At 63.2% G+C, this 23992-nt stretch carries 34 protein-coding genes and 1 tRNA gene; 17 read left to right on the top strand and 18 right to left on the bottom strand.

Annotated elements, in window-relative coordinates; genetic code table 11:
- Positions 1-351 precede the first annotated feature (351 nt).
- The 6 genes from ACVOLO_RS00555 (at position 352) to ACVOLO_RS00530 (ending at position 4835) form a co-directional block, all read left to right on the top strand.
- Entirely contained in the window at positions 352-792 is a 441-nt protein-coding gene (locus ACVOLO_RS00555) for a hypothetical protein (RefSeq protein ID WP_481568319.1), read from the top strand.
- 13 nt (positions 793-805) lie between these two features.
- On the top strand, positions 806-1168 hold the full coding sequence (locus ACVOLO_RS00550; protein ID WP_481568318.1) for a hypothetical protein: 363 nt from the start codon (positions 806-808) through the stop codon (positions 1166-1168).
- A gap of 58 nt (positions 1169-1226) precedes the next feature.
- Positions 1227-2339, top strand: a complete 1113-nt coding sequence (locus ACVOLO_RS00545) for a PA domain-containing protein (protein WP_481568317.1) — start codon at positions 1227-1229, stop codon at positions 2337-2339.
- 355 nt (positions 2340-2694) lie between these two features.
- Positions 2695-3210: a tRNA adenosine(34) deaminase TadA gene (gene tadA, locus ACVOLO_RS00540; protein WP_481568316.1), complete on the top strand. Its 516-nt coding sequence runs from the start codon at positions 2695-2697 to the stop codon at positions 3208-3210.
- An 83-nt stretch (positions 3211-3293) separates the two neighbouring features.
- The gene (gene orn, locus ACVOLO_RS00535; RefSeq protein ID WP_481568315.1) at positions 3294-3866 is read left to right on the top strand and encodes an oligoribonuclease; all 573 of its coding nucleotides are present in this window, start codon (positions 3294-3296) and stop codon (positions 3864-3866) included.
- Positions 3867-3977: 111 nt separating this feature from the next.
- The gene (locus tag ACVOLO_RS00530; RefSeq protein WP_481568314.1) at positions 3978-4835 is read left to right on the top strand and encodes an EcsC family protein; all 858 of its coding nucleotides are present in this window, start codon (positions 3978-3980) and stop codon (positions 4833-4835) included.
- Positions 4836-4936: 101 nt separating this feature from the next.
- Here the strand turns inward: ACVOLO_RS00530 and ppsA are convergent, their stop codons facing one another.
- A complete protein-coding gene (ppsA, locus tag ACVOLO_RS00525) occupies positions 4937-7312 on the bottom strand; it encodes a phosphoenolpyruvate synthase (protein ID WP_481568313.1) in 2376 nt (791 codons plus the stop codon).
- Between the two features lie 196 nt (positions 7313-7508).
- Between ppsA and ppsR the strand changes: the two genes are divergently transcribed.
- From ppsR to ACVOLO_RS00510, 3 genes are all read left to right on the top strand, one after another.
- Positions 7509-8330: a posphoenolpyruvate synthetase regulatory kinase/phosphorylase PpsR gene (gene ppsR, locus ACVOLO_RS00520; protein ID WP_481568312.1), complete on the top strand. Its 822-nt coding sequence runs from the start codon at positions 7509-7511 to the stop codon at positions 8328-8330.
- Between the two features lie 199 nt (positions 8331-8529).
- Positions 8530-9039: a DUF1249 domain-containing protein gene (locus ACVOLO_RS00515; RefSeq protein ID WP_481568311.1), complete on the top strand. Its 510-nt coding sequence runs from the start codon at positions 8530-8532 to the stop codon at positions 9037-9039.
- A gap of 50 nt (positions 9040-9089) precedes the next feature.
- The gene (locus ACVOLO_RS00510; protein WP_481568310.1) at positions 9090-9578 is read left to right on the top strand and encodes an NUDIX hydrolase; all 489 of its coding nucleotides are present in this window, start codon (positions 9090-9092) and stop codon (positions 9576-9578) included.
- A gap of 6 nt (positions 9579-9584) precedes the next feature.
- Here the strand turns inward: ACVOLO_RS00510 and ACVOLO_RS00505 are convergent, their stop codons facing one another.
- On the bottom strand, positions 9585-10232 hold the full coding sequence (locus ACVOLO_RS00505; RefSeq protein ID WP_481568309.1) for a class I SAM-dependent methyltransferase: 648 nt from the start codon (positions 10230-10232) through the stop codon (positions 9585-9587).
- 216 nt (positions 10233-10448) lie between these two features.
- On the opposite strand from ACVOLO_RS00505, the gene ACVOLO_RS00500 reads away from it, so the two are divergent.
- The 7 genes from ACVOLO_RS00500 (at position 10449) to ACVOLO_RS00470 (ending at position 16962) form a co-directional block, all read left to right on the top strand.
- Positions 10449-11063, top strand: a complete 615-nt coding sequence (locus ACVOLO_RS00500) for a CDP-alcohol phosphatidyltransferase family protein (RefSeq protein ID WP_481568308.1) — start codon at positions 10449-10451, stop codon at positions 11061-11063.
- A gap of 52 nt (positions 11064-11115) precedes the next feature.
- The gene (gene phaE, locus ACVOLO_RS00495) at positions 11116-12210 is read left to right on the top strand and encodes a class III poly(R)-hydroxyalkanoic acid synthase subunit PhaE (protein WP_481568307.1); all 1095 of its coding nucleotides are present in this window, start codon (positions 11116-11118) and stop codon (positions 12208-12210) included.
- Positions 12207-13274 carry a class III poly(R)-hydroxyalkanoic acid synthase subunit PhaC gene (locus ACVOLO_RS00490; protein WP_481568306.1) on the top strand — a complete coding sequence of 356 codons (1068 nt, stop codon included), beginning with the start codon at positions 12207-12209 and terminating at the stop codon, positions 13272-13274. Before phaE ends, ACVOLO_RS00490 begins: the two co-directional genes overlap by 4 nt.
- The gene (locus ACVOLO_RS00485; protein ID WP_481568305.1) at positions 13271-13645 is read left to right on the top strand and encodes a YfeK family protein; all 375 of its coding nucleotides are present in this window, start codon (positions 13271-13273) and stop codon (positions 13643-13645) included. Before ACVOLO_RS00490 ends, ACVOLO_RS00485 begins: the two co-directional genes overlap by 4 nt.
- Positions 13646-13715: 70 nt before the next feature.
- Positions 13716-14135: a hypothetical protein gene (locus tag ACVOLO_RS00480; RefSeq protein ID WP_481568487.1), complete on the top strand. Its 420-nt coding sequence runs from the start codon at positions 13716-13718 to the stop codon at positions 14133-14135.
- Positions 14136-14265: 130 nt separating this feature from the next.
- Positions 14266-14481, top strand: a complete 216-nt coding sequence (locus tag ACVOLO_RS00475; protein ID WP_481568304.1) for a hypothetical protein — start codon at positions 14266-14268, stop codon at positions 14479-14481.
- Between the two features lie 111 nt (positions 14482-14592).
- Entirely contained in the window at positions 14593-16962 is a 2370-nt protein-coding gene (locus ACVOLO_RS00470) for a Tex family protein (protein WP_481568303.1), read from the top strand.
- A gap of 60 nt (positions 16963-17022) precedes the next feature.
- Here the strand turns inward: ACVOLO_RS00470 and ACVOLO_RS00465 are convergent, their stop codons facing one another.
- A complete protein-coding gene (locus tag ACVOLO_RS00465; protein ID WP_481568302.1) occupies positions 17023-17391 on the bottom strand; it encodes a response regulator in 369 nt (122 codons plus the stop codon).
- Positions 17392-17513: 122 nt separating this feature from the next.
- On the opposite strand from ACVOLO_RS00465, the gene ACVOLO_RS00460 reads away from it, so the two are divergent.
- A tRNA-Leu gene (locus ACVOLO_RS00460) sits at positions 17514-17600 on the top strand.
- Positions 17601-17650: 50 nt separating this feature from the next.
- On the opposite strand, the gene ACVOLO_RS00455 is transcribed toward ACVOLO_RS00460, so the two are convergent.
- From ACVOLO_RS00455 to ACVOLO_RS00385, 15 genes are all read right to left on the bottom strand, one after another.
- Positions 17651-17878 (bottom strand): hypothetical protein, encoded by a 228-nt coding sequence (locus ACVOLO_RS00455; protein WP_481568301.1) that lies wholly within the window; start codon positions 17876-17878, stop codon positions 17651-17653.
- A gap of 46 nt (positions 17879-17924) precedes the next feature.
- Positions 17925-18107, bottom strand: coding sequence for a hypothetical protein (locus ACVOLO_RS00450; RefSeq protein ID WP_481568300.1), 183 nt, complete (start codon positions 18105-18107; stop codon positions 17925-17927).
- Positions 18100-18534 carry an HD domain-containing protein gene (locus ACVOLO_RS00445; protein WP_481568299.1) on the bottom strand — a complete coding sequence of 145 codons (435 nt, stop codon included), beginning with the start codon at positions 18532-18534 and terminating at the stop codon, positions 18100-18102. Before ACVOLO_RS00445 ends, ACVOLO_RS00450 begins: the two co-directional genes overlap by 8 nt.
- Positions 18527-19054 carry an SAM-dependent methyltransferase gene (locus tag ACVOLO_RS00440; RefSeq protein ID WP_481568298.1) on the bottom strand — a complete coding sequence of 176 codons (528 nt, stop codon included), beginning with the start codon at positions 19052-19054 and terminating at the stop codon, positions 18527-18529. The genes ACVOLO_RS00445 and ACVOLO_RS00440 overlap by 8 nt, the downstream gene beginning before the upstream one ends.
- Positions 19044-19316, bottom strand: a complete 273-nt coding sequence (locus tag ACVOLO_RS00435; protein WP_481568297.1) for a hypothetical protein — start codon at positions 19314-19316, stop codon at positions 19044-19046. The genes ACVOLO_RS00440 and ACVOLO_RS00435 overlap by 11 nt, the downstream gene beginning before the upstream one ends.
- Positions 19316-19921 carry a hypothetical protein gene (locus tag ACVOLO_RS00430; protein ID WP_481568296.1) on the bottom strand — a complete coding sequence of 202 codons (606 nt, stop codon included), beginning with the start codon at positions 19919-19921 and terminating at the stop codon, positions 19316-19318. The genes ACVOLO_RS00435 and ACVOLO_RS00430 overlap by 1 nt, the downstream gene beginning before the upstream one ends.
- Positions 19921-20166, bottom strand: coding sequence for a hypothetical protein (locus ACVOLO_RS00425; protein WP_481568295.1), 246 nt, complete (start codon positions 20164-20166; stop codon positions 19921-19923). The genes ACVOLO_RS00430 and ACVOLO_RS00425 overlap by 1 nt, the downstream gene beginning before the upstream one ends.
- Positions 20159-20377 (bottom strand): hypothetical protein, encoded by a 219-nt coding sequence (locus tag ACVOLO_RS00420; protein ID WP_481568294.1) that lies wholly within the window; start codon positions 20375-20377, stop codon positions 20159-20161. The genes ACVOLO_RS00425 and ACVOLO_RS00420 overlap by 8 nt, the downstream gene beginning before the upstream one ends.
- Positions 20374-21126, bottom strand: a complete 753-nt coding sequence (locus ACVOLO_RS00415) for a hypothetical protein (RefSeq protein WP_481568293.1) — start codon at positions 21124-21126, stop codon at positions 20374-20376. Before ACVOLO_RS00415 ends, ACVOLO_RS00420 begins: the two co-directional genes overlap by 4 nt.
- Entirely contained in the window at positions 21123-21353 is a 231-nt protein-coding gene (locus tag ACVOLO_RS00410; RefSeq protein ID WP_481568292.1) for a hypothetical protein, read from the bottom strand. The genes ACVOLO_RS00415 and ACVOLO_RS00410 overlap by 4 nt, the downstream gene beginning before the upstream one ends.
- Entirely contained in the window at positions 21350-22120 is a 771-nt protein-coding gene (locus ACVOLO_RS00405; protein ID WP_481568291.1) for a lambda exonuclease family protein, read from the bottom strand. Before ACVOLO_RS00405 ends, ACVOLO_RS00410 begins: the two co-directional genes overlap by 4 nt.
- Entirely contained in the window at positions 22117-23031 is a 915-nt protein-coding gene (locus tag ACVOLO_RS00400) for a recombinase RecT (protein ID WP_481568290.1), read from the bottom strand. The genes ACVOLO_RS00405 and ACVOLO_RS00400 overlap by 4 nt, the downstream gene beginning before the upstream one ends.
- Before the next feature lie 135 nt (positions 23032-23166).
- Positions 23167-23295 (bottom strand): hypothetical protein, encoded by a 129-nt coding sequence (locus ACVOLO_RS00395; RefSeq protein WP_481568289.1) that lies wholly within the window; start codon positions 23293-23295, stop codon positions 23167-23169.
- Positions 23296-23334: 39 nt separating this feature from the next.
- Entirely contained in the window at positions 23335-23688 is a 354-nt protein-coding gene (locus tag ACVOLO_RS00390; RefSeq protein ID WP_481568288.1) for a hypothetical protein, read from the bottom strand.
- A 39-nt stretch (positions 23689-23727) separates the two neighbouring features.
- Entirely contained in the window at positions 23728-23961 is a 234-nt protein-coding gene (locus tag ACVOLO_RS00385) for a hypothetical protein (RefSeq protein WP_481568287.1), read from the bottom strand.
- Between the last annotated feature and the right edge of the window lie 31 nt (positions 23962-23992).

Here is a 23992-nt window from a genome sequence, read left to right as displayed (position 1 = left end):
GCGCACGCAGATACAACGCGCTGGGCACAGCTGCCGAGTGTTGCGCCATCTCATGGGCACAGATCCCCAATTCATATGTATGACTCTGCGAAATCTGGAAGAGCAAGCAGGGGGATTTCGCCTTTTCGCCGATATCGCAGCGTTGGCATGGGGGCCGCACCTACCATGCAGCCCGTGCGGATGCAGGGGACTCGCTGCCGCACATCAGTGGGGTTTTCTGAGAAGGGGACTTGCGGTCAAGCGCAAAGCACGCGACCGCAGCGGGAACGTTGTAAGGACGGCCTGGCGGTCTTCTGGCATGCGTGCCCAGAAAGTCTTGGCTTATTGCAGTTCAATGGAGAGAGCGCTGCCATGCAGAACAGGCTTGAACGTATTACGCGTTGTTACGGGGTTGCTTTGATTGTCGCGTGTGGAACCGCCGGTGCCAGTGCGTCGCAGGTCCAAACAGCAGAGTTGCCTGACCACGTCGCGTTGATTGGCGTGCCGATGACCGCCAAGCAGGTGCTGGAAGCACGCACGCGTCGTGCGACGGCACTGGATGTGCAACGCAGGGCACAAGCGGCGGGTATCTTCCGCACGCCGGAACAGCGCCGTGCTTCGGAGGGCGCCAATCGAATGTTGGACAGTATGCCGGAGACCATGGAGCAGGCATTGCGTCAGTCATTCAAGGGGCCCGGGGGCGCGACGATTACGCTGACGTCGCGACAGGAGATACAGCCGATGTATGCCGTTCCGACAGGAGATGGCGGTTTCCAAGCTTCGCATGAAGCGGCAAGTGATACTGCGAATTGACCGGGAGCTGATAATGAAAAAGTCTTTTTCCGCAGCGTTTCTCGCTGCCTCATTGTGTGCCTGCGCGATGGATGCCCATGCGCAGGCGAAGATCACTTTGGTCAACCTGGACAAGCCTGGCGTGGGACTGAACAGCCTCGCCCCAGCAATGCCAGAGGGGGGAAACGTCGGCACAACAGTGGGGCAACAGCGGTTGATTGCCTATCAGTATGCGATGGACCTCTGGGGGGCATTACTCAGCAGTGAGACCGAAATACGGGTGGCGGCTTCATTCCTCTCAAGTCGCTGTGAACCCGGGAAAGGGGTTGCGCTGGGTGTGGCAACCCCTGTCAGCACCGTAAACGCCCAGGATCTCTTGCCCGGGGGGGGGCGCTGATTATCGCTACCCAGTAGCCTTTGCCAATGCCTTGGCAAAACGGGATTTCACGCCGACGATGGCGCACATCAATACCACATTCAACAGCGCCATCGACGATTCAGATTGCCTCGCCGCCCCCGGTGGGTGGTATTACGGATTGACGGGCAATGGACCAAATGCTCGAAACGGTGCAAATTTTCTGAATGTTGTCATGCACGAGTTGGGTCATGGTCTGGGGACTACTGGCTACGCGCAGAGACTCTTTGGCATAGGCCCTGCCTGGCGGCCCTTCAGATCGCGGTGGGACGGTATTGCATGGTCGAACAGCTATGGCATGAGCTACAACGATTTCGAGGTGATCGGGGATGTGCGCATGGAGGCTGCGCTTGTTGCCCGAGGGGAGACGGTCTGGGCTGGAAGCAAGGCCAATGAGAGCGCGGGCCTGCTGGCTGATCATCGGGAAGTACTCGCTGTACGTTCCCCTGCAGTGGCCAGATACGATTTTGAGAAAATGCGATTCGGGGGACGTGATCTGGCTGGGTTTGAAAGAAACCAGATCGTGCTTCTGGACGACGCTGTCGCGCCGGAAGTGGATGCCTCACATGGCGGATGCGAAGGCGAGGGCGATTCACCTGCGATAGGTAACCGTAAGGAGCTTATCGGGAAGGTTGCGCTGATTGACGCCGGTGGCTGTAGCCTGGCGCATAAGGCGCTCAATGCGCAGAAGTACGGTGCAGTGGCAGTCATCATTGCCAATGACCAGCCCGGTTTCTTCCATAACCTGGGCGGAGGCGTGCTGGGCATGCAGGTGCGGATTCCCGTAGTCGGAGTTTCACACTCGGTTGGAGCAGCGTTGCGCGGTGACGTAGCCGTGCTTACCGAGGGCATGCTTCCCGAGCCGGATCGCTTCTACGGGCTGGATGGCAGCAAGCGTTTGCGGCTCTATACCCCGCCTACTTTCGAGGTGGCTTCGTCGTTCTCACACGTTGATACGGACATGTCTCCCAATGCGTTGATGGAGCCCTTTGAATCCAAGTCACTGCGCGCTGACATTACCGTCGATGTGGCGTTGGACATGTTCGAGGACCTGGGCTGGCCGACCAACCGCAACGGCACCGCCAAGATCGCCGGCTGCGATACCACGGTGCCGGTCTACCGCGACACGTTCATTCCCGGCGCGAACCTGTGATCGCACACAACAACATGTGCCGGAACACCTCCGGCGGAAATCGCAGCAAGCAGTTGCGCTGCATGAATGACCAGATCGCATCGCTGCATCGGCAGACGTTGATCACGTCGGCCGAAATGATGAAGGCAAGACAATGCGTGGCAATGCTCTGCCACGGCGGGTGTGACGGATCCCCGCCCTGGCATCTTGGAAGGGCGGCGATTCCCATTTGTCCGGCAACAAGTGAAACCGCCGGCGTTGTTCCCTAGAATGCAGGCGCGTTGAGCTTGTCTTTTCCTTGTTTCCGGAGCCGTGAGCGTGCTTGCCCTTTGCCCCCCAAGGCTGTCATTGATAAGCGGCAGGACGGCTTGCTTCCATGACTGAGAAGCCGGTGAACACTGCAGGCCTCGAAGGGGATCTGCACTGGATGCGCCACGCCCTTGCCCTGGCCGACCGCGCGCAGCGCGAGTTCGATGAGATCCCGGTCGGGGCGGTGCTGGTCGGCGCCGATGGCCAGCTGCTGGGCGAGGGCTGGAACCTCAATGTCGCCAGCCATGATCCCAGTGCGCATGCCGAAATTGTCGCCATGCGCGAGGCAGGCAAGCGGTTGGGTAATCACCGCCTGATCGGCAGCACCCTGTACGTGACGCTGGAGCCCTGCGCGATGTGCGCCATGGCGCTGGTGCATGCGCGTATCGGGCGGCTGGTGTTTGCCGCGGCCGATCCCAAGACCGGGGCATGTGGCAGCGTGTTCGACCTTGTGGCCGACCCGCGCCACAACCACCGCGTTGAGGTTGTCAGCGGGTTGCTGGCACAGGAAGCCAGCCTGCGCCTGACCAATTACTTCCGCGCCAAACGTGGCCGCCCGCTGCTGACGCCTGACGACCTTTGACGCTGTCTGGGTACAGGGGCGGCGTATCATGTGCGCTTCCGGCTGGCGGTGGTGTTCCGTCGGCCCACAGCACGAGGCATGAAATGGCGGATAACAAGGCAGGCAACGAGCGGTTGATCTGGATCGACCTGGAGATGACCGGGCTCGACACGGACAACGATTCGATCATCGAGATCGCCACCGTCGTCACCGACGCCCAGCTCAATGTGCTGGCCGAAGGGCCGGAGTTCGCCATTGCTCATCCGCTGGCCACGCTGGAGGCGATGGACGAATGGAACCGCAACCAGCACCAGCGCTCGGGTCTGTGGCAGCGTGTGCTCGACAGCAGTACCACCATGGGCCAGGCTGAAGCGCAGACCATCGTGTTCCTGCAGGAGTGGATCAAGGCCGGCGCCTCGCCGATGTGCGGCAACTCCATTTGCCAGGACCGCCGTTTCCTGCACCGCGAAATGCCGCGCCTGGAGAAGTACTTCCATTACCGCAACCTTGACGTGTCCACGGTCAAGGAGCTGGCCAAGCGCTGGGCGCCGGCAATTGCGGCCGGGGTGACCAAGACCTCCAGCCATACCGCCCTGAGTGACGTGCACGATTCCATTGCCGAACTGCGGCACTACCGGCAGTTCATGGGCGCCTTGGCTGGCCTGCCCGCAGCCTGACCCTGTACCGGGCAATGCCCGGCGGCGCGCCCCCGGCGCTGTGTCAGCCGGGGTGAGGCCGCTCCGGTGGCTGTACGCTCCGTTCAACCGGCTGTCGCTATGATCGGCGGCATGAACGAATTGACTGTGTTGCCGAGCGACATTCGCCATCACGCGCGGGACTGGGACGACCTGCAGCGCGCGGTTGCGCTGCTGGAAGCGCCGACGCTCACCGCGCGCATGGCTGGCATTGTTGGCGCGCCGTTGGAGTTCGCGGTGAGCCGGTTGCCGGTGTCGGTGTCAAAACGCATACATGGGTCTGTACAGGCGGCCTTGACCAAGGCCGCGCAGGCAGCGCTGTGGAGCATGGACAACACGCCAAGCAAATCCGCCTCCCCGCGCTGGCACAAGCTGGCTGCGGCCACCTCCGGGGCGGTGGGCGGTGCCTTCGGTTTCACCGCGTTGTTCATCGAGCTGCCGGTGTCCACCACCATCATGATGCGCGCGGTGGCCGACGTGGCCCGCAGCGAGGGTTTTGATCTGTCCGAGCTGAGTACCCGCCAGGCCTGTCTGGAAGTGTTTGCTCTGGGAGGCAACTCGCCGAGCGACGATGCCAGTGAAACCGGCTACTACCTGGCACGCGGTTTCACCACTGACGTCATGCGCCATCTGTCCGCTGAACTGGCCGGGCGCATCGTGACAGGGCGAGACCTCACGTTGGGTGTGGCCCCGAAGGAAGCGGGCAAGCTACTGGCCAAGCTGGTCGAAAAAGTCGCGGCACGTTTCGGCGTGGTGGTAACCGAGAAGTTTGCCGCGCAGGCAGTGCCGATCATCGGTGCAGCGGCCGGGGCAACGCTCAACACCATGTTTACCGACTACTACCAGGAGATGGCGCGCGGTCACTTCATCGTGCGCCGGTTGGAGCGCAAGTACGGCGAGCAGGCGGTGCATCTGGCGTATACGCAGCTGAGCGGGCGGCTGGCCGGTTGACCGGAAAGAGGGGCAGGGCGTGCACGTTGATCGCAACTGGCCGGAAACAAAAAGCCCCGCATTGCGGGGCTTTTTGTTCAAACGTCATAGCCGTTGCTGACTTACGCCGAAGCCTTCAGCTTGGCCAGGCGCAGCCAAGTGTCGACCACGGTGTCCGGGTTCAGCGACACCGACTCGATGCCTTCCTGCATCAGCCATTCGGCCAAGTCCGGGTGGTCGGACGGGCCCTGGCCGCAGATGCCGACGTACTTGCCCTTGGCACGGGCGCTCTTGATCGCCATCGACAGCAGCTTCTTCACCGCCGGGTTACGCTCGTCGAACAGGTGCGCGACGATCGAGGAATCGCGGTCCAGGCCGAGGCTGAGCTGGGTCAGGTCGTTGGAGCCGATCGAGAAGCCGTCGAAGATTTCCAGGAACTCATCGGCGAGCAGTGCGTTGGACGGCACTTCGCACATCATGATGATCTTCAGGCCATTCTCGCCCTGCTTCAGGCCATTGGCGGCGAGCACTTCCACCACCTTGCGGCCTTCTTCCAGGGTGCGCACGAACGGAATCATCACCCACAGGTTCTCAAGGCCCATTTCGTTGCGCACGCGCAACACGGCCTGGCATTCCAGCGAGAAGGCCCTGGAAAAGCTCGGGTCGACATAACGGCTGGCGCCGCGGAAGCCGATCATCGGGTTCTCTTCGTGCGGCTCGTAGTTGCTGCCGCCGATCAGGTTGGCGTACTCGTTGGACTTGAAGTCCGACAAGCGCACGATCACCGGGTTCGGCGCGACCGAGGCGGTCAGGGTGGCGATGCCTTCGGCCAGACGATCCACATAGAAGCTCACCGGATCCTTGTAGCCGGCAATCTTCTCGTCGATCTTCTTCTTGGTGGCAGCGTCCTGGCGGTCGTACTCCAGCAGCGCGTTCGGGTGAACGCCGATGTGGCTGGCGATGATCATTTCCAGGCGGGCCAGGCCGATGCCGGCGTTCGGCAGCTGGCCGAAGTCGAAGGCACGTTCCGGGTTGGCTACGTTCATCATGATCTTCAGCGGTGCCGGCGGCATGTTGCCCAGATCGGTGGTGGTGCGATCGAAGGCCAGCTTGCCGGCATAGATGAAGCCGGTGTCGCCTTCGGCGCAGCTGACGGTCACTTCCTGGCCGTCCTGGATCACCTGGGTGGCATTGCCCGAGCCGACCACGGCCGGGACGCCCAGTTCACGCGCGATGATCGCGGCGTGACAGGTGCGGCCACCGCGGTTGGTGACAATGGCCGAAGCGCGCTTCATCACCGGCTCCCAGTCGGGGTCGGTCATGTCGGCGATCAGCACGTCGCCAGGCTGCACGCGGGCCATGTCGTCCAGCGACTTGACCACGCGGGCCACGCCCGCGCCGATCTTGGCGCCGACGGCGCGGCCTTCGGCAATCACTTCGCCCTTGCCCTGCAGCGCGTAGCGCTCCATCTGGGTGGCCTTGGCGCGCGATTTCACCGTTTCCGGGCGTGCCTGGACGATGAACAGCTTGCCGCTGACGCCGTCCTTGGCCCACTCGATGTCCATCGGGCGGCCGTAGTGCTTTTCGATGACCAGCGCCTGCTTGGACAGTTCCTGCACGTCCTCGTCGCTGATCGAGAAGGTGTTGCGCAGCTCGACCGGGGTGTCCTCGATTTTGACGCGCTCGCCCGGGACGTCCGAATAGACCATGCGGATGGCCTTGGAGCCCAGCGAACGGCGCAGGATCGCCGGCTTGCCGGCCTGCAGCGTGGGCTTGTAGACGTAGAATTCGTCCGGATTAACCGCGCCCTGCACGACCATTTCGCCCAGGCCGTGCGAGGAGGTGACGAACACCACGTCGCGGAAGCCGGACTCGGTGTCCAGGGTGAACAGCACGCCGGACGAACCCACGCCCGAGCGCACCATCAGCTGCACGCCGGCGGACAGGAACACGTCTTCATGCTTGAAGCCGTGGTGGACGCGGTAGGCGATGGCGCGGTCGTTGTACAGCGAGGCAAACACTTCCTTGACCTTGTGCACGACGTCGTCGGCACCTGTCACATTGAGGAAGGTTTCCTGCTGGCCGGCAAAGGATGCGTCCGGCAGGTCCTCGGCGGTGGCCGAAGAGCGCACGGCCACGGCAATGTCGCCGCCGCCGTTGTCAGCACTCAGCTTGGCGTAGGCATCACGGATGTCCTTGTCCAACTGCGGCTGCAGCGGGGCATCGATGACCCAGTTGCGGATTTCCTTGCCTGCGGCGGTCAAGGCGGCGACATCTTCCACGTCCAGCGTGGCCAGCTTGTCGAAAATGCGCTTGGACAGGTCGTTATGGGCAATGAAGTCCTTGAACGCCTCGGAGGTGGTGGCATAGCCGCCGGGCACCGACACGCCCAAGCCGGCCAGATTGCCGATCATCTCGCCGAGCGAGGAATTCTTGCCACCCACGCGGGCCAGATCGGCCAAGCGCAGCTCATGCAACCACAGGATATTCTCGTTCAAGCGCGATGCTCCGTTTGGCCATCGCCCTAGCCGGGCTTGGAATGGCCACGTCCGTAGGAAGAAGCCAATATGATGCAGTGCACACCCAAGCGGCACAAGCTTGTGACAATACTTTGTCTTGTGCTTGTCTTTTCCAGGACAGAGCGCGCGCCGCCAACCTGACTGCGGGTCAGGATCACCTTCACGAGGATCACGCATGTCGGCAATTCGGCCGGTTTTTTATGTCTCAGACGGCACCGGCATCACTGCCGAGACCGTGGGTCACAGCTTGTTGACTCAGTTCAATGGCTTCAGTTTCGTTACCGATCGCATGTCTTTCGTGGACGATGCGGACAAGGCGCATGATGCAGCCGAACGTATCCGGGCAGCCGGCGAGCGCTATCAGGTGCGGCCGATCGTGATCAGCTCCTGCGTTGACTCGAGCCTGGGCGGCATATTGCAGGAGAGCGGGGCGCTGGTGCTGGACGTGTTCACGCCGTTCATCGGGCAACTGGAGGGCGAACTCAACGCCACCCGCCATTCAAAGGTGGGGCAGGCCCATGGCATGGTGGACTTTGACACCTACCATCGGCGCATCAACGCGATGAACTTCGCGCTCAGCCACGATGACGGCATCGCGGTCAACTACGACGAGGCCGATGTCGTGCTGGTGGCGGTATCGCGTGCCGGCAAGACCCCTACCTGCATCTACTTGGCCATGCACTACGGCATCCGCGCGGCCAACTATCCGTTGACCGAGGAAGACCTGGAAAGTGACCGCCTGCCGCCTCGTTTGCGGCCGTACCGCAACAAGCTGTTTGGGTTGACCATCGACCCGGAACGGTTGCAGCAGATTCGCCAGGAGCGCCGGCCAAACTCGCGTTATGCCAGCGCCGAAGTCTGCAAACGTGAGGTTTCCGCAGCGGAGACCATGTTCCGCATGGAGCGCATTCCCACCTTGAGCACCACCCACACCTCCATCGAGGAGATCTCCAGCAAGGTGCTGGGGACGCTGGGCCTGCAGCGGGAGATGTACTAGCGGCCTGCAAGTGCTTGGCCCCACAGGGCGCAGCCGCGCTGCGTCCCCGTCTGGGAGCTGGGAGCCAGGCTGCCGAGCAATGCCGTGCTGGCGCGTCGGTCAGGTGGTGTCAAAACCGGCAGGCGCTTGTAAGTCTGCGCCGGTATCGCGTTGATCGGCAAGACTGCACCGGACATCGTGCCGCGTGTACGATCAGGCCATGTCACAGGCACTTTCCCGCATTGATCGCATCCCCCGGCTGAGCCGACTCAGCTGGCTGATGGGGCTGTATGCAGAGAACTACGAGCACCTCGTGCGCCTGTTTGCCCCCCAGCACTTGCAGGCGGGCAGCTATGTCTCCCGGATCGGCGACGGGCTGGACCTGCGTCTGGATGTCATCGAATGCCACCGTTACACGGTTGAGCTGCGGATGACCTACGACCTGTGCGATCCACTGACCGGGGAGCCGGATCCATCCGCCTATGTGCGCCTGTATGGCGACGCACGGCAGGCTGAAGCCACCCATTGCTACGTGGGCCGGCGCTGGCAGGATGTGGTTGGCATGTACCCGCCTACGGACGAACTGATCAGCCACCGCATGCGCATGAATACCTTCCTCGGCAAGTGGCTGGAATACCTGGCTGAGCGCGGGCATGGCGTGGCGACCCTGCACCGCAGTGATGCCGATGCGACGCAGCTCACTCGCCAGGCTTCCGCGCTGGAGCACTGAAGCACCGCGCCGTCGGCCATAATGCGGGCCCCTGTTTCTGGTTGCCGCAGATGCCGTACACCCCGATTCTGGCCACGCTTGGCTATGTGTTGTCCGCCGACGGTACGAAGGCGTTGATGATCCACCGCAACACCCGCCCCGGCGACATCCATCTTGGCAAGTACAACGGCCTGGGCGGGAAGATGGAAACGGATGAAGACATCCTGGCCTGCATGCACCGCGAGATCCGCGAAGAGGCGGGCATTGAATGTGGCACTACCCGGATGCGTGGCACCATCAGCTGGCCCGGCTTCGGCAAGAACGGCGAAGACTGGTTTGCTTTCATCTTCGTCATTGACGATTACACCGGCACGCCGATGAAATCCAACCCGGAAGGCACGCTGGAATGGGTAGCCGTGGATCAGTTGGAGTCGCTGCCGCTGTGGGAGGGCGACCGCCACTTCCTGCCGCTGGTATTCGACGAAGACCCGCGGCCGTTCCATGGCGTCATGCCGTACCGTGAGGGCCGCATGCAGTCCTGGAGCTACACCCGCCTGTAATGCGGGTCAGCGGCGTTGCGCGAGCAGCAGGTGGAACTGCTTGTCCACCTGTTGACCATCATTGCTGGCGCCTGTTTCGTGGTGCGTGCGCCATGCCGATATCGTGAATCCGCTGCTGCGCAGGGCCGACTCGACCTCGGCCAGTTCGTAAAGGTGGAAGCCATGGGCGGTGAAGGGCAGTTGCCGCATGAATGCCGCGTCGCCAAATGCCAGGCATAGGCGGCCACCAAGGCGGATGACGCGCGCCAGTTCGGTGAGCGTGGTGGCCAGTTCCGGCCAGAAGTAGAGGACGTTGACCGCCAGGGCAGCATCAATGCAGGCATCGGTCAGCGGCAGGGCCTGGGCGTCACCTTCCTTCAGCAGTGCACGTGTGGACAGCCCGGCCTCGGCCAGGCGCTGGTTGCCGGCGCGGACCATGGCCGATGACAGCTCCACGCCCAGGTAGTGGCTGTCGGTGGCCTGCAGCATCAGTGGGGCAAAAGCGGCGTTGCCCGGGCCGACTTCCAGCACCTGTTCGCCGGGCTTTATGGCCAGTAGTGCGATGGCCGCGTGGTTCAGTGCGCCATTGCTGCGGTTCATGGTGTCGGCGACCGCAAGCGCGGCCTTGCCATGGGGTTGTCGTAACTGTGCAGCCAGGGCCGGGGCGTCCAACATCTATCGTCATCCTTCTCGCAGGGAGGCGGACGTGGCGGCGGCGGGTCCGGGGAGGACCTTAACGATGGACGATGGCTTTGGGAACCGCCAGGTGTCGGGCCTTCATGAGTACATGCGCTCTCGCGGAAGTGCGCGGGGGCCCCGGGATCGGCTCGCATGCTGTTGCCTGCACAGGCCGCGCGGTAATCTGTAGCCGTCCATGTCCTGTGAGTCCCCATGAAACGTCACTTTTCGATGCTTCGCGAGTTTCAGCTTGCGGACTGGTTCACGCTTGGCAACGCCTTCTGCGGCACCGGCGCGGTGTTCGCCGCGATGCGCTTTCTGCAGGATGGGGAGCGAGGCTACCTGATGTTCGGCATGGCGCTGATCCCCTTGGCTTTCATCTTCGATGCGCTGGACGGGCGGGTGGCGCGCTGGCGGCAGTCCTCGTCCACCCTGGGCCGTGAGCTGGATTCGCTGGCCGATGTGATTTCCTTCGGCGTGGCACCGGCGGCGCTGGCTTACGCCTGTGGCATGCAGGGCGGTTGGGATTGGCTGGTGCTCAGTTATTTCGTCTGCTGTGGCGTGAGCCGTCTGGCGCGTTACAACGTCACTGCCGAGGCGTTGTCCGGCGAGTCGGACAAGGTGCCGTACTTTGAAGGCACGCCCATTCCGACCAGCCTGGCGCTGGTGATCGTGCTTGCGCTGGCGGCCCACTTCAACGCCATCGGCCCTGCACTGTGGGGCGGCAGCTGGCAGTTGGGCCCATGGCAGCTGCACCCGCTGGTGTTGCTGTTCGCACTGTCCGGTTCGCTGATGATCAGCAAGACGCTGCGTATTCCCAAGCCCTGAACGGGTTTGGGGCGGCATTGCTATCATCGCCAGGCAATCAGGAAACCAATCGATGAGTGGCTCGGGCAACAACGGAAACGAAGGCTTTGAGGCGGAAATGCGCCGCTATTGGGAAGCGCTGGCGCAGGCGTCCCAGGTGCAGTTGGACGCATCAGCGGGGGATTTCCCCTGGCGTGAGAGCATCGAAAAATGGGCTCGCCTGGTCACCACCGATGCCCCGGCCGATGTGCAGGATCTGGGCGCGCGTTTCCAACACCAGGCCGGAGACTGGTTCAGCCTGATGCAACAGGTTGCCGCGCGTTTTGCCGGGCAGGACACCAGCGCGGCCGAAGTCGCCGGCGCCTGGCGTGAGGCGGTACAGGGGCAGGGCGAAGGCCTGCTGCGCTGGATGCTGGGCGCCGCCCGCGGCGGCAATGCACTCAACGACCAGCCATGGATGCGCGAATTCGCGCGCACTGTGCAGGCAGGCTTTGGCGGCGACGAGTGGCTGCGGGCGCCTGCCTTTGGCCCGGCGCGTGAGCATCAGGCGCGTTGGCAGGCATTGTTGAAGATGCAGCGCGAGTACCAGGGGCGAGCGGATGTGTACGTGGAGACCCTCCGCAACGTGCTGGATGATGCCTTCAGGCGTTTCGAGGCGAAGTTGGCCGAGCACGAGGTGCCGGGCAGTCAGCTGACCAGCGCCCGCGCCATGTTCGACCTGTGGATCGATGCGGCCGAGGAGGCTTACGCCAAGGTCGCGTTGTCTGAGGATTTCCAGCGTGTTTATGCCGACCTGGCCAATGCGCAGATGCGCCTGCGCGCCGCGTCGCAGCGCGAGCTGGAACGCGCCTGTGAAACCCTGGGCATGCCGACCCGCACCGAGATGGATGCCGCGCATCGCCGCATCACCGAGCTGGAGCGGCAGGTGCGTCGCCTGATCGCCGCGGCAGCTGCTCCTGGCAGTCAGGCGGAAGCGGCTGCTGTGCCGCAGAGCACCCGCAAGGCAAAGGCTGGGACAAGGCCGCAAGCCAAGGCAAAGCCAGCGGCGAAGGCGAAGTCGGCCACAAAGACGAAACCAGCGGCAAAGGCAACGCCGGGCGTAAGGGCAAAGAAGTCCGCACCCAGGTCTGCTCAGGCAAAGACCACGCGTAGCGGAGGCAAGGCATGAAGGGCCCGCTGGGTTTTGGTAGCGACGACCTGCTGCAGGAAACGCTGCAATGGCAGCGCAAGCTGCTGGATGGGTTGAAGTTGCTGCCGGGCGTCGAGGATGTCGACTACGGCGTTACCGAGCGTGAGGAAGTGTGGAGTGACGGCAAGGTCAAGCTGTATCGCTTCGTCGGCAGCCAGCCCAGCAACGGACTGTCACCACTGCTGATCATCTACGCGCTGGTCAACCGGCCGTACATGGTTGACCTGCAGGACGGCCGTTCACTGGTGCAGAAGCTGCTGGCGCTGGGGCAGGACGTCTATGTGCTCGATTGGGGCTACCCGGACCGATCCGAGCGTTATCTGACGCTGGAGGACTACCTGCTGCGCTACATCGACGGCGCCGTGGATCACCTGCGTGCGCAGCACGATGGTGAGCCGGTCAACCTGCTCGGCATCTGCCAGGGCGGTGTGTTCTCGCTGTGCTACAGCGCCCTGCGCCCACACAAGGTGCGCAACCTGATCACGATGGTGACGCCGGTGGACTTCCAGACGCCGGACAACATGCTCTCGCATTGGGCGCGGCAGGTGGATGTGGACCTGTTCGTGGACACGCTGGGCAACATTCCGGCCGACCTGATGAACGCCAGCTACCTCATGCTCAAGCCGTTCCGCTTGAACGTGCAGAAGTACGTCGGGCTGATGGACATCCTTGACGACAAGCAGGCGCTGGAAGATTTCCTGCGCATGGAGAAGTGGATCTTTGATTCGCCCGATCTCGCGGGTGAAACCTTCCGTGAGTTCGTCAAGGCGTTCTACCAGGCCAACGGGCTGATGAACGGCAGCATCCGCATTGGCGAGGAGCCGGTGGATCTGAAAGCGCTGACCATGCCGGTGCTCAACATCTACGCCGAGCAGGACCACCTGGTGCCACCTGCTGCCTCGCGGGCCATGCGCACACAGGTGGGCAGCAGCGACTACACCGAAATTGGCTTCCGCGGCGGGCATATCGGCATCTATGTATCCGGACGCGCGCAGCGGGAAGTGCCCGGTTCCATCCACGATTGGTTGAGTAAACGTATATGAATCGAAGTGTCATGTTTCTTGCCGCGTCGGCGCTTGTGCTGTGGAGTGCCGTGGCCGGTGCCGCACCCAGCGCCGCGACGCAACGTGAGATCGGCGGCTTGATGCAGGCACTGGAGAGCTCCGGCTGCCGCTTCCAGCGCAATGGCAGTTGGCATGCGCCGGCCGAGGCGCGCGCGCACCTGCAGCGCAAGTATGACTATCTGCTCAAGCGCAACCTGGCCGATACCGCCGAGCAGTTCATTGACCGCGCCGCCAGCCGCAGCAGCATCAGCGGCAAGCCGTATCGTGTGGCCTGCCCGGGTGCAGCCGAGCAGGATGCGGCAACGTGGTTCCAGCAACGGCTGCGGGATCTGCGTCAGGCGCAGCCGTGAAGCCGGGGTACGCATGATTGATCCGGTGTCCCCGGCAGACGCATCACGATGGCGTGGCGGCCTTCGTGTGCTGCTGGTGCTGGGGGCGCTCTGGACCTTGCCCAATACGTTGATCGGCCTGCTTGCTGGGCTCATCGGCACGGCTGCGGGTGCGCGAGCGTATTGGAGCCGCCGCGAATGCGCATTGGTGTTCCGTGGTTGGCCATGGGGCCCGGGCGGTGCGATCACGCTGGGCATGGTGATCCTGCATACCGGCGATGATCTGGATGGCCTCTGCCTTACCTATGAACACCGCGCCGGCCGTTGCCAGCATCCGCGCGTGCGCCTGGGTGACCATGAACGCGCGCATGTTTTCCAGTATCTGTTGCTGGGGCCGCTGTTTCTTCCGCTGTACCTGTTGTGTGGGGGAGTGAGTGTCCGCAACCCGTTTGAGCGCGCAGCGGATCACTACGCAATGCATGGACGCGGCTGGTGGCCGTGGTGGAACTGAACCGGCATTCATGCAGTGTCGTCATATGGAAATGCGGCGGTCATGGCCCGCAAACCTTTTATGTACATCCTGGTAACACCCACCTGCGTATGGTGGCGCTGTTGCAGAATCAATCGGAGTACATACCACCATGGCAATCGTTCTTTATATCGGTGGCAGCAAGGATGGCGACAAGGGCGTGGTGCCCTACGGCTTCAGCAAGACCCGCGCGGACACGGAAAATGGTCCGGAGTTCTATGTGGAGCGGATGATGGAGGTCAGTGGCCGCGCGCGCATGCGCGTGATGGTGCTGGAGGACCTGCGCGAGGACATCGCCTCCCAGCGTTTGAGCCAACACCTGGGGTGATGCCCCCGGCGCGCCGGGCGACAGGTCCGGTGCGCGCTGTCAATGGCTTCCGCCAGCGGCCTCGCGTTGCCAGAATGCAGACTACCGTTCCCGTGGGTTCCGCAGCAGGCAATGCAAGATTCCAAGCTCGCGCAGCAGATTGCGCAGACCATCGCCGTTGAGATCGGCGCCCAGGCCGCACAGGCCAATGCCGCCATCGCGTTGCTGGACGAAGGTGCCAGCGTCCCGTTCATCGCCCGCTACCGCAAGGAAGTCACGGGTGGCTTGGACGACACGCAACTGCGCAACCTCGAAACGCGCCTGACCTACCTGCGCGAGCTTGAGGACCGCCGCCGCACCGTGCTGGCGAGCATCGAAGAACAGGGCAAGCTGACCGACGCCCTGCGTAACGACATCCTCGGTGCCGATACCAAGAGCCGCCTTGAAGACCTTTACCTGCCGTATAAACCCAAGCGCCGCACCAAGGCACAGATTGCCCGCGAGGCAGGGCTGGAGCCGTTGGCCGATGGCTTGTTGGCTGACCCGTCCCTCGATCCGCAATCCTTTGCTGCCGGTTTCGTGAATGCCGAAAAAGGCGTGGCCGATGGAAAGGGCGCCTTGGAGGGCGCCCGCGCCATCCTCATGGAACGCTGGAGCGAGGATGCCGCACTCGTCGGTGAGCTGCGTCAGTGGTTGGGCGAAGTGGGCGTCATTCGCGCGCGTGTCGCCGAAGGCAAGGAGAACGAAGGAGCCAAGTACCGCGACTATTTCGACCATGCCGAATCGCTAGCGAAGATTCCGTCGCACCGTTTGCTGGCCTTGTTCCGGGCCCGTCGGGAGGAAATTCTGTTTCTGGAACTGGACCCGGGAAGCGATGCCGAAACCGGCCACCAGTATGGCGAAGGACGCGTGGCACTCAAGGCCGGCATCGCCGACAAGGGGCGCCCGGCGGATCGCTGGTTGCTCGACGCTTGCCGCCTGACCTGGCGCGCGAAGCTGCACATGCACCTGTTGCTGGATCTGTTCAATCAGGCGCGCGAAAAGGCCGAGGCTGAAGCGATTGCAGTGTTCGGCGACAACCTCAAGGACCTTCTACTGGCTGCGCCGGCCGGCCCCAAGGCGGTGCTTGGCCTGGATCCGGGCATCCGCACCGGCTGCAAGATCGCCGTGGTTGATGCCACCGGCAAGCTGGTGGCCACCGACACCATCTATCCGCACGAACCCCGCCGGCAGTGGGAGCAATCGCTGCAGACGATCAAACACCTGTGCATGAAACACGGGGTTGAACTGATCGCCATCGGCAACGGCACGGCCAGCCGTGAAACCGACAAGTTGGCGGGTGAAGCCATTCAACTATGCGGCAACCCGAAGCTGCAGAAAGTGGTGGTCAGTGAGGCCGGTGCATCCGTGTACTCGGCGTCGGAATTTGCGGCACGCGAGTTCCCCGGCCTGGATGTCTCGCTGCGCGGCGCGGTGTCCATCGCGCGCCGGTTGCAGGATCCGTTGGCGGAGCTGGTCAAGATCGAACCCAAGGCCATTGGCGTGGGCCAATACCAGCACGACGTGGATCAGTACCGTTTGGCCAAGGCGCTGGATGCGCGGGTGGAAGACTGCGTGAATGCCGTGGGCGTGTTCGTCAACATGGCGTCGGCGGCGCTGCTTTCGCGCGTGTCCGGGCTGTCGGCCACGGTGGCGGAGAATATCGTTCGCCACCGTGACGAGAACGGCCCGTTCAAGCGGCGCAAGGATCTGCTCAAGGTGCCGCGCCTGGGCGACAAGACATTCGAGCAGTGCGCCGGCTTCCTGCGCATTGGCGACGGTGACGAGCCGCTGGACGCGTCGGCCGTGCATCCGGAGGCGTATCCGGTGGTGCAGCGCATCGTCGCGGCGGCGGATCGCCCGATCAAGGCGCTGCTGGGCGACGGCAGTTATCTGCGGGGTTTGAAGGCCGAACAGTTCACCGACGAGACCTTCGGTGTGCCGACTGTCCGCGACATCCTCAAGGAACTGGAGAAGCCCGGCCGCGACCCGCGCCCGGAGTTCAAGGCAGCGCGCTTTGCCGATGGCGTGGAAGACATCAAGGATCTGCGCGAAGGCATGATTCTCGAAGGCGTCGTCAGCAACGTGGCCGCGTTTGGTGCATTCGTGGATATCGGCGTGCACCAGGACGGCTTGATCCACATCTCCGCGCTGTCGGACACCTATGTCAAAGACCCGCGTGATGTGGTCAAGGCCGGCGATATCGTCAAGGTGAAGGTGTTGGAGGTGGATGTGCCGCGCAAGCGCATCGCCCTGACACGCCGCCTGGAGGATGCGCCTGCAATCAGGTCAACCCCGCGCGAGGACAGGCAAGGGCAGGGGAGCGCCGCGCGCCGCGATGGTGGTGCCGGCAGTCGTGCTGGACGTAATGGCGGGGCGCCGGCGCCATCGGCGCGCCCGGCCTCTGCGCCGGCCAATAATGCCTTGGCCGATGCCTTTGCGCGTGCCCGTAGCAAGCAGTGATCGGTCCGGGTGCGTGACGCGTTATGAAAGGCCCCGGCATGCCGGGGCCTTTTGCTCGCACTATGCCAGCGCGAGTGCTTGCTTCAGCGCGATGGCCAACTCATTTCCCGTGTAGGGTTTGGCCAGCTTGATGCCGGCGTCGAACACCTCCGGCAGTAGCGAAACGTCCATGCCGGTGGCAACCAGGAAAGGGGTGCCCAGTTGGTACAGCTGTTCCGCTATCGGGGTGCTGGTTTCGCCATGGGCAAGCCAATAGTCAAGGAACACCAGCTGCGGCTTCAGCCTGCCGAGCATCTGCAGCGCCGTCGCCACCGAAGGCGCGACCCCCAGTACCTGCACGCCTTCCCCCTCCAGCTGCAGTTGCAGCAGCATGGCATTGAGCTCGTCGTTCTCGACAATGAGCACCCGTAGACCTTGAAGCGAGGGCATCGGCCACTCCCCGTTTCCGAATGCCCCGAGTATAGCCAGTCCGTGAAAGACGAATTACACAAAAAAAATCCAAAAGTACCTGCCCAAGTGCAAAAACCTCCGCTATAATCGCCGGCCAGCCAGCCGAAGTGGCGGAATCGGTAGACGCAGCGGATTCAAAATCCGCCGCCCTTAAAAGCGTGTGGGTTCGAGTCCCACCTTCGGCACCAGCAACCAAGCAGTACCAATGGTTGCAGAGCAGTTTGGCGTAATGATGGCGTTACTTACCGCGTCGGCGTCCCTTGGGGATTCCGGCGCGGTTTGCGTTTCGCCATTCGAGAATCTCACCAGCCACCCACGTCGCGGGGCGCATGGTTAGCCGGATGGGGAAGTCCGGCCGGCAGGCGACGGTCTCCAGCACCGTGCGCGCGGCCAGGCCGAGCAGGGCACCAACCTCTTCAGCGCCGATAGCCCGGAGCTCCCACGGGATGTTCTCTGCTGCACTCATTGCATTTCTCCTCCCAGCGCCCTGGCGCCGATCTTGCGATTTGTGGTCATGCGAACAGGTCCAGTTGGGCCGGCGCTTGGATTGCGGGAGCCGCGGTCTGCGGCGTGGCCCTGCGTCTGGCATTGCCCGCCCATGCGATCAGCTTCCAGAAGAACGGGGTGCTGCGCCGGTTGCGCGCTTCGTTGAGATAGACGCGCGCGGAGTGCTTTGCTTGCTCCTGCTCACGCATCGACCACCCCCAATGCACGCCGGGCCTCTGTGTACTTCCTGCGAAGCCGCGCGGCGGTTTGTTCGTCCAGAAGCGCCAGCCGTTCCTCGTTCGCGTTGTCCGCTATGTCGGCCAGTTTGACGCGCAGGGCAATTGGGTGGCGGCGAATCCGCGCGTAGTAGTGATCTTCCGGCGTGAGTTGCGTTCGCGTCAGTGCGCGAACTTCGCCTAGGATGCGCCATCCGAACGCATGCACGGCCTCCGCATACTCGTCACTACAGTCCTCCAGCACATCATGCAGCCATGCAACAGCCTCAGCTTCGGGGTCGTCCGAAACCGCAGCCGCGACACGGGCGACATGCTCGATGTACGGACGCCCAGCCTTATCCACTTGTCCGGCGTGGGCGCGGTGGGCCAGTTCCTTCGCACGTTCAACGATGTCACGCATCGCTCGCCTCCTGCGGGCTGTCCGCTTGCTTCATGAAGGTGATCCAGTGCGTGCCGGCACGTTTACCCGACGGATGCCCGAACAGCGGCCTGTACGGCGTCAATGCCAGCACCTCGCGGGTGGCCACTTGGACTTCCGACCATTTGAAGATCAGCACGCCCTCTGGCCGCAGCACCCGGAAGCACTCAGCGAAGCCGGCGCGCAGATCCTCGCGCCAATCGTTGCCGAGCTTGCCGTACTTGGCGGCCAGCCAGCTCTGCCGGCCTGCGCGCACAAGGTGCGGCGGGTCGAACACAACCAGCGGGAACGAGTTGTCGGCGAACGGCAGGGCGCGGAAGTCCAGGAGCGCATCCGGGTGGATATGCACGGCACGCGTGCCATCGTCGTGATGTGTCCGGTCGGTGACGATGATGGTCTCGTGCCTCTGGTCGCCGAACAGGCAGCGCTGGTCGTCGGGGTCGAACCACATCATTCGTCCGCCGCAGCACGGGTCGAGAACCACGGGAGCGTCAGCCAGCATCCTTCACCCCCTGCGGGCTGTACGGCTCGTCGTCGTCGCCTTGTGGCTCGATGGTGCCGACAATTGCCTTGACGGCCATCACCAGGTCGTCAATCTCGAACTCGTGGCGATGATCCCCCAGCGCGTAGCGGATTTTGTGAATTCCGGTCTCCCAGCGGTCCTTGCGCACCACCTTGCCGTCGTCCCTAAATTCGTAGTCCTTTGGGTCGGCGTCGCGGAACTCTGGCATCCGGAAATCGCGTTCGGTCACTTCACGCATCATCACTTCACCCCCTGCGGGCGGGCGGCGAGCATTGCGGCCCATGACTCATTGACGAAATCGGCGGAATTCTCCCCAAGGGGCGCGAACAAGCCTGCATTGAACATCTCGTCGGTCAGCTCCACCGGCACCAGCACGAACCCCTCCGGTGCGGTGCACGGGATGGCCGTAAGGCCATTCTCAAACACTTCCACGACGGTGATGCCGAGCTGCTTGGCCAGCTCCGTCGAGTTGGATTCCATGACTGAGCGTGCCGATGCCGGGCAGAAGAAGCTCCCGCTATCCCCGGTGATCACCCAGCCATACGGGCTCGGCTTTGGCGCGCTGTGCCCAGCAGCACCCTGCGTCGTCAAGAACGCGACGCAACTTGCTGCGTTCAACTTCGCGCCCTGGTCGTCGGGTGCAGTTGCGATCAGCTCCAGCGTCGTCATCGCCACGCGCAGGGCCACGTCGCTCGAGCGCAGGGCGGCGACAATGGCTGCAAGCATTGGCTCCTTCTCGAAGTCTCCAATTTCGCCGGATAAAGTCATCTTGGCCCAAAGTGATGGCCATCCAAGGCGCTCGTACTCCTGCGCAAGCAACTCCCTGGCGCGCTGCTGGTCATCCATCACTGGCCCCCTTTGATGTGCACAGCAAAGAGTGGGCTCTGAGGCTTGGCATTGCCTGCATCGATCTTGGCGCGCATCGCCGTAGCCGCTTCCACGATCCGGTTGTATGCCTCGATGGTTCCGAGCTGGGTTTCGAGCGCGATCACGGCGGAATACAGCCCGTAGTCGCATGGCCGCACGATGCGCTTAGGAAGATCGCGCGGTACGCCGGTGGGCTTCGGCCATGCCTTGACGTTGTCAGCCATTGGACACCCCCGCGCCGTGGCTGGCGGGCTGCTGGTTGAACGACGGGTGTGGAGGCAACGGGCACCAATCAGGGATCGGCGTGTTCTTGCCGTTCTGCGACTGTTGCTGGGGCAGTTTCTGGAACTCCATCCGGCTGCACTCATGCTGGCTGTAGTGATACTGGCGGTAGGGGCACGAGGCGCACGACGGCACCGGGATGTGGCGGATCACGCCCCCACCTCGGCGCTGGTGACCTGCATTGCGGCGTCTGTCGCGGTATCAGCAGCGTCCCCGGTCTTGGTAACTCGGTAGGCGCAGTAATTGTTCCTCTCCACGAAAGTGAGGCCCCTGTCCCGGTGGTAGCGATACCGCGCCGCGTCCTTCGCATCAGTGCTGCCGCCCTTGGGGCTGGCGTCGATCAGGGCGCGCTCAACGTCCTGAATCTTGACCCACGTTCCGGTGTCGTCCTTGTAGAGATTGCGCACGTCGTTGGCATCGGACGCCATGCGGTAACGCTGCAGCTTGCTCAGGTAGATCCCCGGCGCTTCGGGGGTGCTTCCGAACTCACCGAGCAGTGAACCCAGCTTATGGTCAATGCAGGTCAAGCAGACATAGCCACCCATCGCGTCGATGCGCAGCGGCGTGTGCTTGTGTTTGCCACAGCCTGCGCAGGTAGTTTTCTGCTTGCTGGCGTAGGCATACCCGCGCAGATGCCAGCCATCATCAACCGGCGCTGCGGCGACGGGGGCGGCTGCATAGCCGTCAATGCCATAGGTGCCAATGATCCCCAGCGCGTGGCGGCCCTTCGGTAACGCCAAAAGCTGCACTTCGGGAAGGTTGCTGCCGAGGTCAAGATAACCGCCAGCGCCGATGTCGAGATACGCCACCGCCTCCTGCGCTGCGCCGGGCTGTGCAGCCAATCCATCGCGGAACCCATTCGCCGCTGCCGTGCTCATGTCTGCTGCGGTATATCCGTTCATGCCTTACCCCCTCGAATTGAAAGCCCCGCCCAAGTCAGCGGGAACGGGCCGCGCTTTGTGCGCAGTCGTGCGGTTTCGTGAGTCACGCCGATTCGCTTTGCGATCTGCGCGGTGCTGACGCGCTTGCCCTCTACGACCTGGGCGAAGCGCGCTGCATTGGCTGCCGTGCGGTTCCGGTGGTGCTGGGGCAGGACGTAGCTGCGGTATGAGGCGTGCGTGATCTTCATGCGGCCTGCTCCTGCGCCAGTTGCTGCTCGAATCCGTCAACCAACGCCTTGAAGCTGGCCAAGTCGTTCTGCAGCTTTTCGATGTAGGCATCGTCGCGGTCGAAGCGGCGCCACCACAGCTGGCGGCCGACAGGGGCGAGGGCGGGGCAGTACAAGCCGATATGCCACCACTTCCGATCAGTCAGCCACATGCAGCCCTGCGCCTGCTCGAACACCTCGCTCGCATCGTTGTCGATGTGGAAGGCGCGCAGCTTCTCGGGGTTGATGAAGCACTTGTATTCCGAGCCGCCGTTGTTTCCGATGAAGCCATCGGCCGAACAGCCGTAGGCGCCGTCTTCGCTGAGCACGAAGCCGGCGCGCTGGACGATCAGGCCCGATTGCACCTCATGCTCCGCGCGGGCTGCCGGCTCCAGTTCGTGGCCACGGCGCATGGCAAAGGTCTCGAAGCCTTCGTCCAGCGGCTCCCCACTGATGCGCTCAATAGCCAGGCGGAAGGCGTAATTCTTGGCCACCTCGCCGAAGTCGCCGATGGGCTCGCCGGCAATTGCGCGCTCGATGATGGCTGAGCGTGGCACGGCCTTGTAACCGGCCTTTGCCATCGCGTCCTTCTCGGACTTGCCCGACAAGATGGAATCAACATAGGCCTTCTGGCGGTCGTCCAGCTCACCGACACGCGCGCGAGCCGTTGCAAACATGCTGGCTGTAATCACACCGGCGCGGGCGCGGTGCCACGCGTCGCTGCCCTGGTCGCAGTTGATGACGATCATTCGGACACCTCAGCATCTGCCAGCTCGGCCTCACGTTTCAGTACTTCGTGGCCTGAGTGACCGATCATCTTTCGCTGCACCGCAGTGAGCTTGCTCCAGGCCTGTGCGTAGGCGTCGATGCCGCCGCTGGCGATGTTCTGCAGGTCTGCATAGAGCGCATCACGCTCCGGGCTGTCCGGTGGCGGCGGAAGGGGTGCGCGGTTGGCGGCGGTAGATTGCGAAGCGGGCAGGGCGAGGCCTTCGCCGCCTTCGGTGTTGAGATGGTGGATTGCAGTGTCCAGGCGCTCGGTCTTCGGCCAGTACTTGTAGGCGCGCTTCACAACCGTCTTCTTGGCCATCTCGCCCCAATCGGTCTTCCACGGCGAGGACTTGCCGGACTTCATCGACTGCGACCGATTCATGATGCCGTCGATCTCCTGCCGGCCCATGGTGGTCGTGAGGTAATCGCCATCGGCGGTCTTCACAACGACGTAGACGCCAACGACCTCGCCCCGATCAGTGCAGAATGGGTCATAGGTGTGTGCCGGCGGCTTGTCGAAGCCGTTGAGCACGAACGAATCCTGCTCGAATACCAACTCAGCCTGCGCCCAGCGGATCGAGCCGGAATCGATGGCCAGATCCATCAAGCCCATGTAGCTGATGTCCAGACAGATCTTGTTGTCGCGGGGAACCAGGTAGGCCTGCCGCTTCGCGGGGTTGAGGCTGATGCCGATGGCCGCGATGTTGACCACCGCGTTGATGACCGACTGCCGGTTCTGCATGGCGTTCTTCATCGCGTAGTCGTTGCCGTACAGCGACTGGAGCGCGAACTCAGCTTCACGGTCGAAGTTGATGGAACGATCAGTCAGCACCGAGGCGAAGGCGTCCTTGGTGCCGTAGATGGAGTGCTCGATGGGGACGATCTGGTTCACGGATATCTCCAGCCGGCGCTGCCGGCGTTATGGGAATAGGTGCCGGCATTGCCCGGCCGGCGCGGGTGCGGAACTGGTGGGGAGGCCAGTTGCCGCGTTGCGCCCTGCGCTGGGGACGGGCGCAGGGCAGGGGGATCAGGCTGCGTCGGCCAGGTCTTTCTGCTGCTCGGCCGGCTTCGGCGGAACCAGGGTCACGGTCACTTCGCCGCGGCTCCATGCGGCGAGCAGAGGGGCCGCGTCTTCGTCTTCGAGCGTGGACTGCACGGTCAGCAGGATGCTGACGCTGCCGCCTTCGATTGCCTCTCACGTCAGTTCCTTGAGCTTGCAGTCAGCGAAGAACAGGGGCTCGATGTGGCCCATCAGCGAGTCGATGCGCAGCTCGTAACCGCCGATCTTCAATTCGATCTTCTGCTTGCCAAGAATGGGGAGATTCAGTGCGACCAGGTCGTTGCCATCAATGGGCAGGGACTGCTGTTCGCCGCGCTTGGCCTTGCGGAAGAACGCCGGGCGGATAGCCGGGTCGATGGTGTCCAGGATGGTGTTCTGCGCCTGCACCGCGAATTTCATGTCGGCTGCGGGAACCTTGTCTTCACCGTGCTTCTCCTTCCTCAGGTTGAGGTTCGAGAACACGGCCTCGTGTTGGTCAAGTCCAAACATTGGTATTGCCTCGGTAGGGCCGGCGCCGCCGGCGGGGTATCAGCGAACGTCGCGCTTGTGCTGCTCGGGGAAGCTGCGCGGGCGGATGAATCCGGTGCGGTTGCGAGTGATGCGGCGGTACAAGTGCCGCCAGCGGCGGACGATCAGCACCAGCAGCCAGATGCAGATCGCGAGGATGGGAAGCACGAACGAGTCGGCGCGCACCATCACTGCCTTCCTCAACATGTCGGCGAAGAAGCCCAGCGCCGCCGCGTAGACGAGCAGGCGGATCATTCGTCGTCCTCCTGAGCGCACACGCCTTCGG

This window comes from Stenotrophomonas sp. STEN056 (assembly GCF_056759635.1).
This window is presented reverse-complemented; position numbering and strand designations above follow the sequence as displayed.

Bases quoted from the DNA above. Each gene is read 5' to 3' on its own strand.
- ACVOLO_RS00555 (WP_481568319.1), top strand. From the start codon at position 352: ATGCAGAACAGGCTTGAACGTATTACGCGTTGTTACGGGGTTGCTTTG.
- ACVOLO_RS00550 (WP_481568318.1), top strand. From the start codon at position 806: ATGAAAAAGTCTTTTTCCGCAGCGTTTCTCGCTGCCTCATTGTGTGCC.
- ACVOLO_RS00545 (WP_481568317.1), top strand. From the start codon at position 1,227: ATGGCGCACATCAATACCACATTCAACAGCGCCATCGACGATTCAGAT.
- tadA (WP_481568316.1), top strand. From the start codon at position 2,695: ATGACTGAGAAGCCGGTGAACACTGCAGGCCTCGAAGGGGATCTGCAC.
- orn (WP_481568315.1), top strand. From the start codon at position 3,294: ATGGCGGATAACAAGGCAGGCAACGAGCGGTTGATCTGGATCGACCTG.
- ACVOLO_RS00530 (WP_481568314.1), top strand. From the start codon at position 3,978: ATGAACGAATTGACTGTGTTGCCGAGCGACATTCGCCATCACGCGCGG.
- ppsR (WP_481568312.1), top strand. From the start codon at position 7,509: ATGTCGGCAATTCGGCCGGTTTTTTATGTCTCAGACGGCACCGGCATC.
- ACVOLO_RS00515 (WP_481568311.1), top strand. From the start codon at position 8,530: ATGTCACAGGCACTTTCCCGCATTGATCGCATCCCCCGGCTGAGCCGA.
- ACVOLO_RS00510 (WP_481568310.1), top strand. From the start codon at position 9,090: ATGCCGTACACCCCGATTCTGGCCACGCTTGGCTATGTGTTGTCCGCC.
- ACVOLO_RS00505 (WP_481568309.1), bottom strand. From the start codon at position 10,232: ATGTTGGACGCCCCGGCCCTGGCTGCACAGTTACGACAACCCCATGGC.
- ACVOLO_RS00500 (WP_481568308.1), top strand. From the start codon at position 10,449: ATGAAACGTCACTTTTCGATGCTTCGCGAGTTTCAGCTTGCGGACTGG.
- phaE (WP_481568307.1), top strand. From the start codon at position 11,116: ATGAGTGGCTCGGGCAACAACGGAAACGAAGGCTTTGAGGCGGAAATG.
- ACVOLO_RS00490 (WP_481568306.1), top strand. From the start codon at position 12,207: ATGAAGGGCCCGCTGGGTTTTGGTAGCGACGACCTGCTGCAGGAAACG.
- ACVOLO_RS00485 (WP_481568305.1), top strand. From the start codon at position 13,271: ATGAATCGAAGTGTCATGTTTCTTGCCGCGTCGGCGCTTGTGCTGTGG.
- ACVOLO_RS00475 (WP_481568304.1), top strand. From the start codon at position 14,266: ATGGCAATCGTTCTTTATATCGGTGGCAGCAAGGATGGCGACAAGGGC.
- ACVOLO_RS00470 (WP_481568303.1), top strand. From the start codon at position 14,593: ATGCAAGATTCCAAGCTCGCGCAGCAGATTGCGCAGACCATCGCCGTT.
- ACVOLO_RS00465 (WP_481568302.1), bottom strand. From the start codon at position 17,391: ATGCCCTCGCTTCAAGGTCTACGGGTGCTCATTGTCGAGAACGACGAG.
- ACVOLO_RS00455 (WP_481568301.1), bottom strand. From the start codon at position 17,878: ATGAGTGCAGCAGAGAACATCCCGTGGGAGCTCCGGGCTATCGGCGCT.
- ACVOLO_RS00450 (WP_481568300.1), bottom strand. From the start codon at position 18,107: ATGCGTGAGCAGGAGCAAGCAAAGCACTCCGCGCGCGTCTATCTCAAC.
- ACVOLO_RS00445 (WP_481568299.1), bottom strand. From the start codon at position 18,534: ATGCGTGACATCGTTGAACGTGCGAAGGAACTGGCCCACCGCGCCCAC.
- ACVOLO_RS00440 (WP_481568298.1), bottom strand. From the start codon at position 19,054: ATGCTGGCTGACGCTCCCGTGGTTCTCGACCCGTGCTGCGGCGGACGA.
- ACVOLO_RS00435 (WP_481568297.1), bottom strand. From the start codon at position 19,316: ATGATGCGTGAAGTGACCGAACGCGATTTCCGGATGCCAGAGTTCCGC.
- ACVOLO_RS00430 (WP_481568296.1), bottom strand. From the start codon at position 19,921: ATGGATGACCAGCAGCGCGCCAGGGAGTTGCTTGCGCAGGAGTACGAG.
- ACVOLO_RS00425 (WP_481568295.1), bottom strand. From the start codon at position 20,166: ATGGCTGACAACGTCAAGGCATGGCCGAAGCCCACCGGCGTACCGCGC.
- ACVOLO_RS00415 (WP_481568293.1), bottom strand. From the start codon at position 21,126: ATGAACGGATATACCGCAGCAGACATGAGCACGGCAGCGGCGAATGGG.
- ACVOLO_RS00410 (WP_481568292.1), bottom strand. From the start codon at position 21,353: ATGAAGATCACGCACGCCTCATACCGCAGCTACGTCCTGCCCCAGCAC.
- ACVOLO_RS00405 (WP_481568291.1), bottom strand. From the start codon at position 22,120: ATGATCGTCATCAACTGCGACCAGGGCAGCGACGCGTGGCACCGCGCC.
- ACVOLO_RS00390 (WP_481568288.1), bottom strand. From the start codon at position 23,688: ATGTTTGGACTTGACCAACACGAGGCCGTGTTCTCGAACCTCAACCTG.
- ACVOLO_RS00385 (WP_481568287.1), bottom strand. From the start codon at position 23,961: ATGATCCGCCTGCTCGTCTACGCGGCGGCGCTGGGCTTCTTCGCCGAC.